Source organism: Pseudomonas cichorii (assembly GCF_003700275.1).
In the GTDB taxonomy this organism is placed as follows: domain Bacteria; phylum Pseudomonadota; class Gammaproteobacteria; order Pseudomonadales; family Pseudomonadaceae; genus Aquipseudomonas; species Aquipseudomonas cichorii_B.
This window is the reverse complement of sequence record NZ_RBRE01000075.1, coordinates 69794-84630: the sequence shown is the minus strand read 5'-3', so window position 1 is coordinate 84630 and position 14837 is coordinate 69794. Positions and strand designations below refer to the sequence as shown.

Sequence of the window (14837 nt, the reverse complement as noted above, 5' to 3'; positions counted from 1 at the left end):
TTAAATTTAAAACCCATAAAGACTGGTTATTTTTCATACAAAAACAACCAAAAAGCGCGCAAGCCTGTGCGCACCTGCGCAGAATGTTGCGCAAGCACTCGGAAAGCCTTATCCGTAAAGGGGCTGAAGGGGTTTTGAGGATATTTTTAATGGCGAGAGGTGCGCAAATATTTGCGCATCAAGGCGTGCTGCCCTGAGCTCAGCAAAAAAGCTCGCTGCATCCCGCACCGAGCTTTTTATTTGCCGCGAATCAGAACACCAGCTTGAACAGCGCAATGACCACGATCAGTCCGATCAGAAAGATGATGCCGACGGTGCCACCCAGGAACTTGAGCATTTTATACCTCCAGTAATTGATGCCTCACAAACTTGGGACCACGCTGCGTTGCGCTCGTTTCTTATATTTTTTACACATTTACAGCCCCGCCTGATTCAGCAAAATCCCATAAAACTTTCTCTGCGTTCATCACTCACACTTAGTAACGATCTCGCCGAGCCCTTCACCAAGAGCGGGACGCATACCTGATGAACCATGGAGATAAATCATGATTTCTGCACCCCAGCTATCCGATGTCAGCACTCTGCGTGAACGTGCGCGCCATAACGTTGAGAACGGTGCGGTCACCGAAGGCTATAGCGCGGACCGGGAAACCATCCTGCGTCTGCTCAATGAGTCGCTGGCGACCGAACTGGTCTGCGTGCTGCGCTACAAACGCCACTACTTCATGGCCACGGGCCTGAAGGCGAGCGTTGCGGCAGCGGAGTTTCTGGAGCATGCCCAGCAGGAAGCCGAGCACGCCGACAAGCTGGCCGAACGTATTGTGCAACTGGGCGGCGAGCCGGAGTTCAACCCGGACACCCTGACCAAGAATTCCCATGCGCAATACGTGGCAGGCAACAGCCTCAAGGAAATGGTTTACGAAGATCTGGTCGCCGAGCGGATTGCCGTCGACAGCTACCGGGAAATCATCCAGTACATCGGCGAATCCGATCCGACCACACGCCGCATCTTCGAGGACATCCTGGCTCAGGAAGAAGAGCATGCCGATGATATGGCGGATATTTTGAACGACCTTTAAAACCTTTCGCGGATGAGTCCGCTCCACGAGCTGTGGGAGCGGACTCATCCGCGAAAATCCGGCGTTTATTTAACCGTCTTGGGCGCCTTGCCCGCTTTCATCTGTTCCAGCAACGGCCCGCACTGATTCGGCTCGTTATCTCCGGTGGCCACCAGCGCCAGCAAACCGGCTGCAGGGCCGACCGTAGCCCCCAACAGCAGCATGCCCGCCCCGCGCAACAGCAATGGTCCGGATTGCACCCCGGCATTGGGTCTGGCGAACGGCCCGTTCACATACAACGGCGAACGTAGTGAGAACACCCGGAAGCCCTTGGATTCGGGGCTGATCTTCAGGTCCAGTTGCTCGGTCTTGAAGTTGGCGGTGCCGTCGATGTAGATGATTGCGTTCTCGGTATCGAACACGAACAGGCGACTGGTCGCCAGACCGTCCTTGATGCCGAAGTCGGACGCAGCGCAATTGATCTTCACGTCCTTGTCGCCAAACAGCTTGCCGACCACGTAGTTGCCCACATTGAGCCCGGCGATTTCCATCAGGCCCTGGCTGATGGCGCCGTCGTTGACCAGCATCTTCAGATCGCCATTGGCAGTGCCCAGCAGCGCCGCGATCGAGTTGCCGCGCCCGCTGATATCGGCATCGCCGTTAAGCTCACCGAAGCTGGTCTTCATCGGCTCGAAAGTCGGGAACAGTTGCTTGAGCTTGAAGTTGCGTGCCGACAGCCTGGCACGGCCCTGCAAAGGCTGGCTGCGGCCATCGAGGCGTATCTCGGCATCCAGTTTGCCGCCCGCCACACCGAACCGCAGCGGTTGCAGGCTCAACTGGCCATCATTGAGCAACAGGTGGGTATACAGGTCGGTGAAGGGCAAGTCCGGGCTCTGTACGATGCGCTTGCCGGTGAATTCCACATCGGCATCCATCGCCCGCCAGCGCTCGGTCTGGAACTCCTCGACCGGCAGAACCTTGTCCCTGGGCTGCTTGCTCTCGCCTCCGCGCTTTTTCTGCGCGGCATTGGAATCGGCACCGATCAACGGGGCAAGGTCACTGAACAGCAACTGGTTGGAAACCAGCACGCCGCTGAGCTTAGGCCGTGGCTGGCTGGCCACAAAGCTCAGGTCGCCATGAATATCGCTATTGCCGATCTTGCCGTTGAAGCCTTCGTAACGGAAATTCGCCCCGCCAGCATCATGCAACCGGGCAATCAACCGACCATCAGTGGAATAGGCTGGCGAGTCAGGCAAGGCCACGCCGGTCAACGGATAGAGATGGCTCAGACTGGCGCCGGACAGTTTCAGGCGTAAATCGAGCGCGCCCAGGTTCTGTGGATCGGTCAGGGTGCCGGCAACGGCAATGTGCGTATCGCCAATGTTCAGGTCGGCCTGCACCGGGAACGGCTGCGTGGCATCCTTCAAGGCAAGCAAGCCACCGACCTTGCCCGTCCCGTTCAGCTTCTGCTCGTGATACTGGCCCTTGACCGCCAGGCCAAACGCATAGTCTTGCGGGACTGCACCTTTCTCCTGGGCTTTCTTCACTTCTTTGCTGCCGACAATGTCGCCGAAGGGAATCGGCTTGCCCAGCATGTCGATCACCACATCAAGTTGCGTCTTCAGGGTCTGGTCATTGAAGCTGACCAGGCCTTTGTCGAACTTGATCGCGCCGATATCCAGCACCCAGCTTGAAGGCTCGGCGTTGGGGTCTGACTTGGGCAGGTCAAAAACCCAGTTGGCACGGCCATCGGCCAGGCGCTCAAGCTTCGCTTCGGGGCCGGTCAGGTCGATACGCGGGATCACCACTTCCTGAACCAGCAAGGGCAGCAGGGCAAGACGAAACTCGACCCTCTTGAGCGTGACCATCTGCGGCGTCTTCGACCATTGCGGGTTGCCCAGGCTCAGGTCCTGGGCGACGAAATGTGGCCATGGCAGCCAGGCGCGCCAGCCACCCGATTCCGGTTCGCGCTGCCAGTGCACGGCAAGATCGCCATTGATGGCGAAGGGTCGATGCAGCGCTTCGCTGACTTTTTCGTTGAGCGTGGGTTTGATGCGGTTCCAATCGAAGGTGGCGATCACAATGACCAATACGGCAAGTACCAATAACAACGTGGCACCTGTCCAGGCGAAAATCTTGCGGCTGCGCGTCATTGCACGACACTCCAAAAAACAACGCCCCGGCCATGGTGCGTTGAATACGACATATACCTGAGACTGACAAAAGCGCCGAGGGTTTGATCTGATGTACAAACCCTGCAACAGGTTCCCTTGAAGAAAAGGTAGCGCATCCCGTCAAAAGCCTTTCGACGCATACAAAGCTCATTTGCTAGAGTGCCAGCACAGTCTAACCGCAGAAATGTTTACCCCCATGCTGCCCCGCGCCGAACAGAAACAACAGACCCGCAGAGCACTGCTCGACGCCGCTCACCAGTTGATGGAAAGCGGGCGTGGTTTCGCCAGCCTGAGCCTCAGGGAAGTGGCGCGTACGGCAGGTATCGTGCCCACCGGTTTCTATCGGCACTTTGAAGACATGGACCAGTTGGGGCTGGCGCTGGTCAGCGAAGTCGGCCAGACCTTTCGCGAAACCATTCGCCTGGTACGGCATAACGAAATGGTCATGGGCGGGCTGATTCACGCCTCGGTACAGATATTCCTCGACAAGGTGGCAGCCAACCGTTCGCAGTTTCTGTTCCTGGCCCGCGAGCAGTACGGCGGCTCGCTCAAGGTACGGCTGGCGCTGGGCGCCCTGCGCGAAGGCATCAGTGCCGACCTGACGGCCGACCTGGCGCAAATGCACAAGTGGCGACACCTGGATGGCAAGGCGTTGTCGGTGATTGCCGACCTGGTGGTCAAAAGCGTATTCGCCATGCTTCCGGAACTGATCGACCCGCCTTCGGCTACGTTGGCAGCCCACCTGACCCCGCAGGCGAAGATTACCCAGCAACTGCGTTTCATCTTCATGGGCGCCAAACATTGGAAAGGTCTTGGAAGCCACGACTGATAATTCCGTCAGAAAATTCGCACCAGCTTGAAACACAACTCAACGCACGCACCAAAAAAGTGCGTAGATTCGGCTTTTTTCCGGGCATTGCGCCAATAGCGTCCGTCTTTTCCTTCTTTCTGCACTGTTGGCAAGCCCCTTGCTCTGCTTTGAAGCATCGCAATTAGCCGGAAGCTTCCCGATGCTGGTGATTCATAAAAGAATCGACCCCCAAACCGAATGGGCCGCCGAGCTGCATTTGAATTTCGAGGCGCGCAGCAAAAGCCGTCTGCGCTGCTTCAGTGCCGAAAACGAAGACGTAGGTCTGTTCCTGCAACGTGGGCAGCCGCCTCTACATGACGGCGAATTCCTGCAGGCCGAAGATGGTCGTATCGTTCGCGTCTGCGCCCGTCCCGAGCAATTGCTGCATGTGACCTGCAGCAACACTTTTGAACTGACTCGCGCCGCCTATCATCTGGGCAATCGCCATGTCGCCCTGCAAGTGGGCGATGGCTGGTTGCGCCTGCTCGATGACTACGTGCTCAAGGCCATGCTCGATCAACTGGGCGCAACCACCGAAACTATCGAGGCGCCGTTCCAGCCGGAACACGGCGCTTACGGCGGCGGGCATCACCATTCGCGGGCCGGGGAAGAAGACTTCAACTACGCACCGCGCCTGCACCAGTTCGGCGTACGCAAGTGAACCGAGCCTGGGCGCTTTTGCGTCTGGCCAGCCCGCAACTGCCAATTGGCGGCTACAGCTATTCGCAAGGGCTGGAAATGGCCGTGGAGCAGGCCATCGTGGTCGACCCGCCAACGGCGGCGCTCTGGATCGGCGATCAGTTGCTGCTCAACCTCGCCCGCTTCGAGGCGCCGTTGATGCTTGCCCATTGCACGGCGGCTGCCGAGGAAGACTGGGGCCAGTTGCTGCAATTGAGCGAGCAGCACCGTGCCAGCCGGGAGACCCGTGAGCTGCATCTGGAAAGCCGGCAGATGGGCTACTCGCTGAAGCAGTTGCTCAATGGCCTGCCGGAACTGGATCGCCCTGCCCGCCTGTTTCTGGAGCAGAGCGACGAACCGCATCTTGCACTGGGCTGGGCGCTGGCCGCACGCGCCTGGCAAATCAGTCCGCAGGACGCGCTGGCCGCCTGGCTGTGGAGCTGGCTGGAAAACCAGCTGGCAGTACTGATGAAAACCCTGCCGCTGGGCCAGCAGGCCGCCCAACGCCTGACCACTGAACTGCTGCCTTTGCTGCAGCAGGCCCAACAAGACGCCACCGCTCAAGACATCCGCCAGGTCGGCAGCGCCGCCTTCGGCCTGTCACTGGCGAGCATGGCCCATGAACGTCAATACAGCCGGTTGTTCCGGTCCTAGCATCCTTGGAGAACTCAATGAACAGCCAACCTCTGCGCGTCGGTATCGGTGGTCCGGTCGGTTCCGGCAAGACCGCCCTGACCCTGGCCCTGTGCCTGGCCTTGCGTGAGCGCTACAACCTGGCGGTCGTCACCAACGACATCTATACCCGGGAAGATGCCGACTTTCTGGTGCGCAACGAAGCCCTGGCGCCGGAGCGGATCATTGGCGTGGAAACCGGCGGCTGCCCGCACACGGCGATTCGCGAAGACGCTTCGATCAACCTGGAAGCCGTCGATCAGCTCAACCGTCGCTTTGAAGGACTGGACCTGATCATTGTCGAGTCAGGTGGCGACAATCTTTCGGCGACCTTCAGCCCGGAACTGTCGGACCTGACCATTTACGTGATCGACGTATCGGCAGGCGACAAGCTGCCGCGCAAGGGCGGCCCCGGCATCTGTAAATCCGATCTGCTGGTGATCAACAAGATCGATCTGGCGCCATTGGTGGGCGCCTCGCTGGAGATGATGGACCGCGACACCAAAAAGATGCGCGGCGAAAAGCCCTTCGTATTCAGCAATCAGAAAACCGGCCATGGCCTGGAACAGATCATTACCTTTATCGAGCGTCAGGGTCTGCTGACGGTCGGTGCCTGAATTCAAACCTCCAAGGAAATCTGTCAATGAACTACAAGAAAGTCCTCGGCGCACTCGCCCTGCTGCTCACCCCGACTCTGGCACTGGCGCATCCCGGCCATGGTGATAACGGCCTGATCGCCGGGCTCGGACATCCGATCGGTGGCCTCGATCACTTGCTGGCGATGCTCGCGGTCGGTCTGTGGGCCGCACAGCAGCAAGGCGCGGCCCGCTGGGCATTGCCTTGCACCTTTGTCGGCACCATGTTGATCGGCGGCCTGCTGGGCTTTGCCGGCCTGGAATTACCGGCGCTGGAAAGCGGTATCTCGGCCTCGGTGCTGGCGCTGGGTCTGGCGGTCGCGCTGGCAGTACGTCCACCGCTGGCACTGGCTGTTGTGGCCACGGCCGTGTTTGCGATGTTCCATGGCGTGGCTCATGGCCTTGAGCTGCCGGACATGTCCAGCCCATGGGCTTATGCAGCTGGTTTCGTGGCAGCAACGGCAGCACTGCATGCGGCGGGTTATGCCGTGGTGCGCATCCTGCCCCGGGCCGCCGCGCCGCTGGTACGGATTGCCGGTGCAGCTTCGGCAGCAACAGGTGTGTGGTTGCTGGCGGGCTGATCCGGGCTCCGGACAGGAGCCTATTTATTCGCGAAAGTCTGTATTCGCGAATAAATAGGCTCCCATCGATGGCAGGATATTTAACCGACAGGCAGATTGAGCCTTGTGTGGGAACGAGTTCATTCGCGAAAATGCATGATCGCGAATAAATAGAAACGCTCATGCCCGATACCCAGCGTTTGACCCTGCCCAACGGCCTGAATGTGGTGCTTTGTCATGCACCTCGTCTCAAGCGCTGTGCGGCATCGCTTCGGGTTGCAGCGGGCAGTCATGACGTGCCGCAGGCATGGCCGGGGCTGGCGCACTTTCTGGAGCATCTGTTCTTTCTCGGCACCGAACGATTCGCCGCCGGGGAAAACCTGATGGCCTTCGTGCAGCGCCATGGCGGACAGATCAACGCCAGCACCCGCGAGCGCACCACCGACTTTTTTTTCGAGCTGCCGCCCAGGGCCTTTGCCCAGGGGCTGGAGCGTCTGTGCGACATGCTCGCTCATCCCCGCCTGGCGCTGCCCGATCAGTTCCGCGAGCGTGAAGTGCTGCATGCCGAGTTCATCGCCTGGACTCAGGATGCCAAGGCCCGTGAGCAGATTCGCCTGCTGGCACCGATCAATTCGCAGCACCCGCTGCGGGCCTTTCATGCTGGCAATCGCTACAGCCTTGCCGTGCCCAACCCGGCCTTTCAACAGGCGCTTCAGGGGTTTTATCAGCGTTTCTATCAAGCCGGGCAGATGACCCTGTGCCTGAGCGGTCCTCAACCGCTGGCCGAGTTGCAGGCACTGGCAGCCGAGCATGGCAGCGCGTTCAACAGTGCAGGTAAAGTCACGCAACAAGCGCCCGTGGCCCTGCTCGACACACAGCAAGTGCGTCACACGGCATTTGAATCGACAGGCAGGCATTTGCTGTTCGCCTGCGAAGGTTTACCGGCGAAAGCCGAAGAGGCGGTGGCTTTTTTCTGTCACTGGCTGATGGACGCCCAGCCGGGCGGTCTGGTGGCTGAACTGCTGGAACAAGGGCTGATCGACTCGCTCACAGCATCGCCGCTGTATCAGTTCGACGGGCAATTGCTGCTCGATATCGACTGCGCGGGAACGAAACCTGCGACTTCTGTTTCGATAGCAGCGCTGTTCTTCGACTGGCTCGCCTTCTTCAAAAACCAGTGGTCCGCGCTGGTCGAGGAATACCGACGCCTGCAACAGCGACGTCTGCAAGCCTGCGGCGCACTGGAGATGGCCCATCATTTCTGCCGCGATACGCCTGCCGATCTCGGCGAGCGAGGCGCCCTGGCCTTGAGCGTCCTGCTTGACCAGCTATCACCCGAAACCCTCGTACCGCCGCTGCCTGTGGATAAGTTGGCCTGTGGACAAGTTGAATGGCGCCTGCCCGCAGCCAATCCTTTCCTGCAACCTGTAGCTGTTTGCGAGCAGGCAGTGGCCAGCCCGATGATCTATAGCGAAGCCCTGCCCTGCGACAACGGTGAAGGTGCAATTTTCCTGCGCTGGCAGTTGCCGTCTGCGCAGCCCGAAGTGTGGCGTATGCTCAATGGCGGCCTGCACAACCTCGGCGAACAAGCCCGACAAGCCGGCGTGGCAGTGTCATTCAGCGCTTATGGCAACTACTGGCAACTCAGGCTGACCGGCCTGCATGAGCCGATGGCCGCCATCCTCGAACGCGCCCTGGATTTACTGCAACATCCGGGTAGCAAGACCCTGGCACGCCAGGGCCAAGCGGACGATCAACCGGCGCTGATGCCGATTCGCCAACTGCTCAAGGTGCTTCCTGATCATTTTCTGTCCAGTGAGCCCGGACAGCGCATCGACGATCTTCAGGCGCTCTGGCGCAGTTCCCGCTGGACCGGCCTGGTAACCGGTCTGCCCAGCCAAAGCCGTTCACGCCTCAACAGCGTTCTGCAGGCCATGCCCGGTCTGGCGGAACAACAGGCGCTCGCCGCTCCGTCAACGAGGCCCGGCAAGCGCTGGCAAACGCAAACCTGCGGGTCGCCGGAAGATGCCGTGCTGCTGTTCTGCACCACGCCCGATTCTTCTGTTGCGCACGAAGCAGGCTGGCGCCTGCTCGCCCATCTGATCCAGGCGCCGTTCTATCAGCGCCTGCGAGTCGAACTGCAACTGGGCTATGCGGTGTTCAGCGGACTGCGGCAGATCGCCGGGCGCAGCGGGCTGCTGTTCGGTGTGCAATCACCGGCCAGCAGCGCCGAGCAATTGGTCGGGCATATCGAAACATTCATCGATGAACTGCCGGAACTGATCCAGAGCGCCGATCTTCCCGGCCTGCGACAGACGCTGGCCGAGCAGTTCGACCAGGCTGCGATGCCCAATGAGCAGGCGGCGGAATTACTCTGGCAGGCCTGTCTGTATGGACAGGCTGGCAACCCCTTTGAGCAGTTGCCGCAGACACTGTTACATCTGGAAAAACACTCGTTACTGGCCGTCGCCGATCAGTTGAAGGCAGCCAAAGGAGGATGGCTCATTCTCGCCAACCGCCCTGTTCCTGCGGCCTGGACGGGCAATAGCGCCCTTTGAAAACCATCTTTCATGCAATTGCCGTCCTCACAAATTGTTAAATTAAGTAAGATAGCTTCCTAAGCATCTGAACGTATGCCTGCACAGGCGCACTAAGATGTAGTCACCAACCGCTGCAATCATTTGAAGGAGTCTCACCATGTGGACCAAACCTGCTTACACTGATCTGCGTATCGGCTTTGAAGTCACCATGTACTTCGCAAGCCGCTGATTTACATGCGGTGCAAAGCCTCGGTTCGCCGGGGCTTTTTTTATGGATAGCGCTCTTTTTTATTTTCAGCGTTTGGCGGTAGGGAGCTGACATGTACATCCAGATTCTAGGTTCTGCGGCTGGCGGCGGTTTTCCGCAGTGGAACTGCAATTGCGCCAATTGCGCAGGCTTTCGCGATGGCAGCCTCAATGCCAGGGCACGCACCCAGTCATCCATCGCGATCTCCGACGATGGCGTCAATTGGGTCCTGTGCAATGCTTCGCCGGACATCCGCGCACAACTGCAAGGTTTCGCGCCGATGCAACCGGGCCGGGCACTGCGCGATACCGGGATCAGCGCCATCGTGCTGATGGACAGCCAGATCGATCACACTACCGGGCTGCTCAGCCTGCGCGAAGGCTGCCCGCATCAGGTCTGGTGTACCGATATGGTTCATGAGGACCTGAGCACCGGCTTTCCGCTGTTCGAGATGCTCAAGCACTGGAACGGCGGGCTGGTGTGGAACCGTATCGAGCTGCAAGGCAGCTTCATCATCCCTGCCTGCCCCAACCTGCGCTTCACGCCGTTCCCGCTACGCAGTGCCGCGCCGCCCTACTCGCCACACCGCTTCGATCCGCATCCCGGCGACAACATCGGCCTGATCGTCGAAGACCTGAGGACCGGCGGCAAGCTGTTCTATGCACCCGGCCTGGGCAAGGTCGACGAGTCGTTGCTGGAGAAAATGCACGCTGCCGATTGTCTGCTGGTGGACGGAACCCTGTGGGACGACGACGAAATGCAGCGCCGCGGCGTCGGCACCCGTACGGGCAGAGAAATGGGCCATCTTGCCCAGAGCGGTCCTGGCGGCATGCTGGAAGTGCTCGAAGGCTTCCCGAAACAGCGCAAGGTACTTATCCACATCAACAACACCAATCCGATCCTCGACGAAGACTCCCCGCAACGCGCCGAACTGGTTCGGCGCAATGTCGAAGTGGCCTGTGACGGCATGAGTATCGAGCTTTAGGAGCCAAGATGAGCGAAGCCACTGCGATGTCCCGCGTCGAGTTTGAACAGGCTCTGCGCGCCAAGGGTGCCTACTACCACATTCATCACCCGTTCCACGTGGCGATGTACGAAGGCCGGGCGACGCGCGAGCAGATTCAGGGCTGGGTCGCCAACCGTTTCTACTATCAGGTGAATATCCCGCTCAAGGATGCGGCAATCCTGGCCAACTGCCCGGACCGCGAGATCCGCCGCGAGTGGATTCAACGCCTCCTCGATCACGACGGCGCGCCCGGCGAAGACGGCGGTATCGAAGCCTGGCTGCGCCTGGGCGAGGCCGTGGGTCTGGACCCGGAGCAACTACGCTCACAGGAGCTGGTATTGCCGGGCGTGCGTTTCGCGGTGGATGCCTATGTGAACTTCGCCCGCCGCGCCAACTGGCAGGAAGCCGCCAGCAGCTCATTGACCGAGCTGTTCGCGCCGCAGATCCACCAGTCGCGCCTGGATACCTGGCCACAGCATTACCCGTGGATCGACCCGAGCGGCTATGAATACTTCCGCACTCGTCTTGGTCAGGCCCGCCGCGATGTAGAACATGGATTGGCGATTACACTTGAGTACTACACCACCCATGAGGGCCAGCAGCGCATGCTGGAAATTCTGCAGTTCAAACTCGACATCTTATGGAGCATGCTGGACGCCATGAGCATGGCGTACGAGCTGCACCGCCCACCTTATCACAGCGTCACCGACCAGAATGTATGGCATAAGGGAATTAGCCTATGAAACATGTGAAAACTGTGAACCCTGATCGACAAAAAGTCCCCAGCTGGCGTCCGGGGTATCGCTTCCAGTTCGAGCCTGCGCAGAACAGCCATGTGGTGCTGTATCCCGAGGGCATGATCAAGCTGAACGAAAGTGCCGGCCTGATCGGCGCATTAGTGGACGGAGAACACAATGTGGCATCGATCATAGCCTCATTGCAGGAGCGCTTTCCGAACGTTCCGGAGCTGGGTACCGATGTCGACGACTTCATGGCTCACGCCCAGAAAGAGGGTTGGATAACCCTTGTCTGAGATCGGCAGCGCCACCCAGGACGTACTCATCCCGCCCACGCCACCGGTCGGCCTGCCGCTGTGGCTGTTGGCGGAGCTGACCTATCGCTGTCCGCTGCAATGCCCGTATTGCTCGAACCCGCTGGACTTCGCCAGGCAAGGCCAGGAACTGAGCACCGAGCAATGGTTTACGGTCATGCAGCAGGCCCGACAGATGGGCGCGGCGCAAATCGGCTTTTCCGGGGGCGAACCGCTGGTGCGTCAGGATCTGGCGGAACTCATCGCCGAAGCCCGACGCCTGGGTTACTACACCAACCTGATCACGTCGGGAATCGGCCTGACCGAACAGAAGATCATCGATTTCAAGAAAGCGGGCCTGGACCATATCCAGATCAGTTTTCAGGCCAGCGACGAGCAGGTCAACAACATGCTCGCCGGCTCGAAAAAGGCCTTCGCGCAAAAACTGGAAATGGCCCGTGCAGTGAAAAAGCACGGCTATCCCATGGTGCTGAACTTCGTCACCCATCGGCACAACATCGACCGCATCGACAAGATCATCGAACTTTGTCTGGCCCTGGAAGCAGATTTCGTGGAACTGGCGACCTGTCAGTTCTATGGCTGGGCGCACCTCAATCGTGTCGGCCTGCTGCCGACCAAGGAGCAACTGGTGCGGGCCGAAGCCGTCACCAACGAGTACCGCGCAAAACTCGCCGCTGAGAAACAGCACTGCAAGCTCATCTTCGTCACCCCCGACTACTACGAAGAGCGCCCCAAGGCCTGCATGAACGGCTGGGGCAACCTGTTCCTCACCGTGACGCCGGACGGCACCGCGCTGCCTTGCCATGGCGCGCGCCAGTTGCCGATCCAGTTCCCCAACGTGCGCGATCACAGCATGCAGCACATCTGGTACGAATCGTTCGGCTTCAATCGTTTCCGTGGCTACGAGTGGATGCCAGAGCCCTGCCGCTCCTGCGACGAGAAGGAAAAAGACTTCGGCGGTTGCCGCTGCCAGGCGTTCATGCTGACCGGCGATGCTGCCAATGCTGACCCGGTATGCAGCAAATCCCCGCACCACGGGATGATTACCCAGGCCCGCGACGAAGCCGAAACAGCCACCAAAACCATCGAACAGTTGGCCTTTCGCAATGAACGAAACTCACGACTCATCGCCAAATCCTGATCTGTTCAGCGCCACCCAGGCCGTTGCGGCGGGTGTCGACTTTGCCGAACTGGATGTCGGGCCGGCTGGCCTGTGCTGGAACGAATATCGCCCCCAGGATGCGGCCAGCCGTATCTGGCACTGGTCTGAAGGCCGGGCCCGCTGCCTGACGCCCGACGGTTTCAGCGTGCGCAGCAGGGTCTATGAATACGGTGGCGGCTCGTTCTGCATCGCTGGCGATGCCGTGGTATTCGTCAATGAACGTGACCAGCAGCTTTATCGGCAGGCACTGGATGCCAGCGCGCCGGTAGCGCTGACTCAAGGCGACAAGCGCTATGGCGCGCTGCACTTCGCTGCGCAGCAGATTCTGGCGGTCGAGGAACATCACACTATCCATCGTCTGGTGGCAATCGACCTGGCGGACGGCCAGCGCCATCTGCTGGCCGAAGGCGCCGATTTCTATTCAGCACCGGTTCTCAGCCCGGATCTGCAGCGACTGGCATGGATTGAATGGCAACGCCCGCATCAGCCCTGGACCAGCACCCGGCTGATGTGTGCCGAGCGGCAGAACGATGGCTCCTGGTCGCAACCACGCTGTGTGGCAGGCGATGGCCCGGAGCAGGAGTCGCTGCAACAGCCGCGCTTCGATGCCCTTGGGCGCCTGTGCTGCCTGACGGATCGTGAGGGTTTCTGGCAGCCATGGGGCGAAACGCCTTCGGGCTTTGTGCGCTTCACCGCTGTCGCAGCCGACCATGCCCCAGCGCCCTGGCAGTTGGGCGGTTGCACCTGGCTGCCGGTCGACAACGGCTACCTTGCCAGTTGGTCGCAGGACGGCTTTGGCGTGCTGGGCTTGCGTCAGGCGGACGGCCCTGCCGAAGATTTCAGCGGCGACTACACCCGGTTTCGCAGCCTGGCCATTGATGAGCAGTACATCTATTGCATCGCGGCCTCGGCCACCCGTCCTTCGGCGGTGCTGGCCATCTCACGCAAGGATCATGGCACCAGCGTGCTGGCAGGTGGCGTGTCGCCTTTGCCGGCGGAGCACATCAGCCAGCCGCAATCGTTGCGCTATGCCAGTGGCGGAGCGACGGCGTATGGCTACTTCTATCCAGCCATGAACGACGCCGAAAAACCGCCCTTGGTGGTTTTTATCCATGGCGGCCCCACTTCGGCCTGTTACCCGGTTCTGGACCCGCGTATCCAGTACTGGACGCAGCGAGGCTTTGCGGTTGCAGACCTCAACTATCGCGGCAGCACGGGCTATGGCCGTGCCTACCGGCAAAGCCTGCATCTGAACTGGGGTGTCGCGGATGTGGAGGACGCCTGCGCCGTGGTGGCGCATTTGGCGGAAAGAGGCTTGATCGACAAGGATCAGGCATTTATCCGTGGCGGCAGCTCGGGGGGCTATACGACGCTCTGCGCACTGGCCTTTCACAAGGTATTCCGCGCGGGTGCGAGCCTTTATGGCGTCAGTGACCCCATCGCTCTGGGCAAGGCGACCCACAAGTTTGAAGGCGATTATCTGGACTGGCTGATTGGCGATCCGGTCAGGGATCTGCAGCGCTATCAGGCCAGGACGCCATTGCTGCATGCCGGAGAGATCAGCGTTCCAGTGATTTTCTTTCAGGGAGAACTCGACGCCGTGGTCGTGCCGGAACAGACCCGCTCCATGCTCAAGGCGCTGCAGGACAATGGCATTGCGGTGCAGGCACACTTCTATCCCGACGAGCGCCACGGTTTCCGCAAGGCCGAAAACCTGGCTCAAGCGCTGGAAGCGGAGTGGCGTTTCTATCGGGAAGTGCTGGCGGGAAGTGCCGGAACTTGATTATTCGCCAATGAACTCACTCCCACCCAGGCGGCGGGAGCGGTTTGGACCGCGATTACTTGCGGCTGGCGATGATGTATACGGCGTGGATGATGCCCGGGAAATAGCCCAGCAACGTCAGCAGGATATTGAGCCAGAAGGCGCCAGCGAAACCGACTTGCAGGAAAACACCCAGTGGCGGCAGCAGAATGGCGAAGATGATACGAATGATGTCCATGGGTTAGCTCCTGATGGATGACCTTTTTGTAGGCCCGGTAGCTAATCGACCCTTGGCATCGGCAAGGGTTCCACCCGCTCTGGCACACCGCCATTATAAAAATCACGCAAACAAAGAAAGCCCCGCCTAAGCGGGGCTTTCCAGACTGTTTCCCTGATATCCCTTTCGCCCCGCCGTCCTGGCAGGCATCCCTTCGTGTCCCTG

Annotated in this window: 16 protein-coding genes; 14 read left to right on the top strand and 2 right to left on the bottom strand. The window is 59.9% G+C overall.

Features of this window, described 5'->3' with window-relative positions; all coding sequences use genetic code 11:
* Nucleotides 1-197, top strand: a 197-nt coding sequence (locus tag ALQ04_RS27080) for a hypothetical protein (RefSeq protein WP_221033412.1), incomplete at its 5' end; no start/stop codon positions are given.
* Nucleotides 198-545: 348 nt separating this feature from the next.
* Nucleotides 546-1079 carry a bacterioferritin gene (locus tag ALQ04_RS19940; protein WP_122317456.1) on the top strand — a complete coding sequence of 178 codons (534 nt, stop codon included), beginning with the start codon at nt 546-548 and terminating at the stop codon, nt 1077-1079.
* Nucleotides 1080-1144: 65 nt separating this feature from the next.
* Here ALQ04_RS19940 and ALQ04_RS19935 read toward each other — a convergent pair whose 3' ends face one another.
* The gene (locus tag ALQ04_RS19935) at nt 1145-3211 is read right to left on the bottom strand and encodes an AsmA family protein (protein ID WP_122317455.1); all 2067 of its coding nucleotides are present in this window, start codon (nt 3209-3211) and stop codon (nt 1145-1147) included.
* Nucleotides 3212-3428: 217 nt separating this feature from the next.
* Between ALQ04_RS19935 and ALQ04_RS19930 the strand changes: the two genes are divergently transcribed.
* From ALQ04_RS19930 to ALQ04_RS19875, 12 genes are all read left to right on the top strand, one after another.
* Nucleotides 3429-4061: a TetR family transcriptional regulator gene (locus tag ALQ04_RS19930; RefSeq protein ID WP_122317463.1), complete on the top strand. Its 633-nt coding sequence runs from the start codon at nt 3429-3431 to the stop codon at nt 4059-4061.
* A gap of 181 nt (nt 4062-4242) precedes the next feature.
* A complete protein-coding gene (gene ureE, locus ALQ04_RS19925; RefSeq protein WP_122317454.1) occupies nt 4243-4743 on the top strand; it encodes an urease accessory protein UreE in 501 nt (166 codons plus the stop codon).
* Nucleotides 4740-5414, top strand: coding sequence for an urease accessory protein UreF (locus ALQ04_RS19920; RefSeq protein ID WP_122317453.1), 675 nt, complete (start codon nt 4740-4742; stop codon nt 5412-5414). Before ureE ends, ALQ04_RS19920 begins: the two co-directional genes overlap by 4 nt.
* A 17-nt stretch (nt 5415-5431) precedes the next feature.
* Nucleotides 5432-6049, top strand: coding sequence for an urease accessory protein UreG (gene ureG / locus ALQ04_RS19915; RefSeq protein ID WP_122317452.1), 618 nt, complete (start codon nt 5432-5434; stop codon nt 6047-6049).
* Nucleotides 6050-6075: 26 nt separating this feature from the next.
* Nucleotides 6076-6648, top strand: a complete 573-nt coding sequence (locus ALQ04_RS19910; protein WP_122317451.1) for a HupE/UreJ family protein — start codon at nt 6076-6078, stop codon at nt 6646-6648.
* Between the two features lie 161 nt (nt 6649-6809).
* On the top strand, nt 6810-9185 hold the full coding sequence (gene pqqF / locus ALQ04_RS19905) for a pyrroloquinoline quinone biosynthesis protein PqqF (RefSeq protein ID WP_122317450.1): 2376 nt from the start codon (nt 6810-6812) through the stop codon (nt 9183-9185).
* A gap of 139 nt (nt 9186-9324) precedes the next feature.
* Nucleotides 9325-9396, top strand: a complete 72-nt coding sequence (gene pqqA, locus ALQ04_RS19900; protein ID WP_008365141.1) for a pyrroloquinoline quinone precursor peptide PqqA — start codon at nt 9325-9327, stop codon at nt 9394-9396.
* Nucleotides 9397-9487: 91 nt separating this feature from the next.
* The gene (pqqB, locus tag ALQ04_RS19895; protein ID WP_122317449.1) at nt 9488-10399 is read left to right on the top strand and encodes a pyrroloquinoline quinone biosynthesis protein PqqB; all 912 of its coding nucleotides are present in this window, start codon (nt 9488-9490) and stop codon (nt 10397-10399) included.
* Between the two features lie 8 nt (nt 10400-10407).
* Nucleotides 10408-11163, top strand: coding sequence for a pyrroloquinoline-quinone synthase PqqC (pqqC, locus tag ALQ04_RS19890; RefSeq protein ID WP_122317448.1), 756 nt, complete (start codon nt 10408-10410; stop codon nt 11161-11163).
* Nucleotides 11164-11177: 14 nt separating this feature from the next.
* Nucleotides 11178-11453 carry a pyrroloquinoline quinone biosynthesis peptide chaperone PqqD gene (pqqD, locus tag ALQ04_RS19885; RefSeq protein WP_122317462.1) on the top strand — a complete coding sequence of 92 codons (276 nt, stop codon included), beginning with the start codon at nt 11178-11180 and terminating at the stop codon, nt 11451-11453.
* Nucleotides 11446-12612, top strand: a complete 1167-nt coding sequence (pqqE, locus tag ALQ04_RS19880) for a pyrroloquinoline quinone biosynthesis protein PqqE (protein ID WP_122317447.1) — start codon at nt 11446-11448, stop codon at nt 12610-12612. The genes pqqD and pqqE overlap by 8 nt, the downstream gene beginning before the upstream one ends.
* Nucleotides 12578-14416: a S9 family peptidase gene (locus tag ALQ04_RS19875; protein ID WP_122317446.1), complete on the top strand. Its 1839-nt coding sequence runs from the start codon at nt 12578-12580 to the stop codon at nt 14414-14416. The genes pqqE and ALQ04_RS19875 overlap by 35 nt, the downstream gene beginning before the upstream one ends.
* 55 nt (nt 14417-14471) lie before the next feature.
* Here ALQ04_RS19875 and ALQ04_RS19870 read toward each other — a convergent pair whose 3' ends face one another.
* The gene (locus ALQ04_RS19870; RefSeq protein WP_122317445.1) at nt 14472-14633 is read right to left on the bottom strand and encodes a YqaE/Pmp3 family membrane protein; all 162 of its coding nucleotides are present in this window, start codon (nt 14631-14633) and stop codon (nt 14472-14474) included.
* Between the last annotated feature and the right edge of the window lie 204 nt (nt 14634-14837).

Excerpts from the sequence above, each read along its gene's own strand:
- ALQ04_RS19870 (WP_122317445.1), bottom strand. The coding sequence starts at position 14,633 with ATGGACATCATTCGTATCATCTTCGCCATTCTGCTGCCGCCACTGGGT.
- pqqC (WP_122317448.1), top strand. The coding sequence starts at position 10,408 with ATGAGCGAAGCCACTGCGATGTCCCGCGTCGAGTTTGAACAGGCTCTG.
- ALQ04_RS19935 (WP_122317455.1), bottom strand. The coding sequence starts at position 3,211 with ATGACGCGCAGCCGCAAGATTTTCGCCTGGACAGGTGCCACGTTGTTA.
- ALQ04_RS19910 (WP_122317451.1), top strand. The coding sequence starts at position 6,076 with ATGAACTACAAGAAAGTCCTCGGCGCACTCGCCCTGCTGCTCACCCCG.
- ureG (WP_122317452.1), top strand. The coding sequence starts at position 5,432 with ATGAACAGCCAACCTCTGCGCGTCGGTATCGGTGGTCCGGTCGGTTCC.
- ALQ04_RS19875 (WP_122317446.1), top strand. The coding sequence starts at position 12,578 with ATGAACGAAACTCACGACTCATCGCCAAATCCTGATCTGTTCAGCGCC.
- ALQ04_RS19940 (WP_122317456.1), top strand. The coding sequence starts at position 546 with ATGATTTCTGCACCCCAGCTATCCGATGTCAGCACTCTGCGTGAACGT.
- ALQ04_RS19930 (WP_122317463.1), top strand. The coding sequence starts at position 3,429 with ATGCTGCCCCGCGCCGAACAGAAACAACAGACCCGCAGAGCACTGCTC.
- pqqB (WP_122317449.1), top strand. The coding sequence starts at position 9,488 with ATGTACATCCAGATTCTAGGTTCTGCGGCTGGCGGCGGTTTTCCGCAG.
- ureE (WP_122317454.1), top strand. The coding sequence starts at position 4,243 with ATGCTGGTGATTCATAAAAGAATCGACCCCCAAACCGAATGGGCCGCC.
- pqqF (WP_122317450.1), top strand. The coding sequence starts at position 6,810 with ATGCCCGATACCCAGCGTTTGACCCTGCCCAACGGCCTGAATGTGGTG.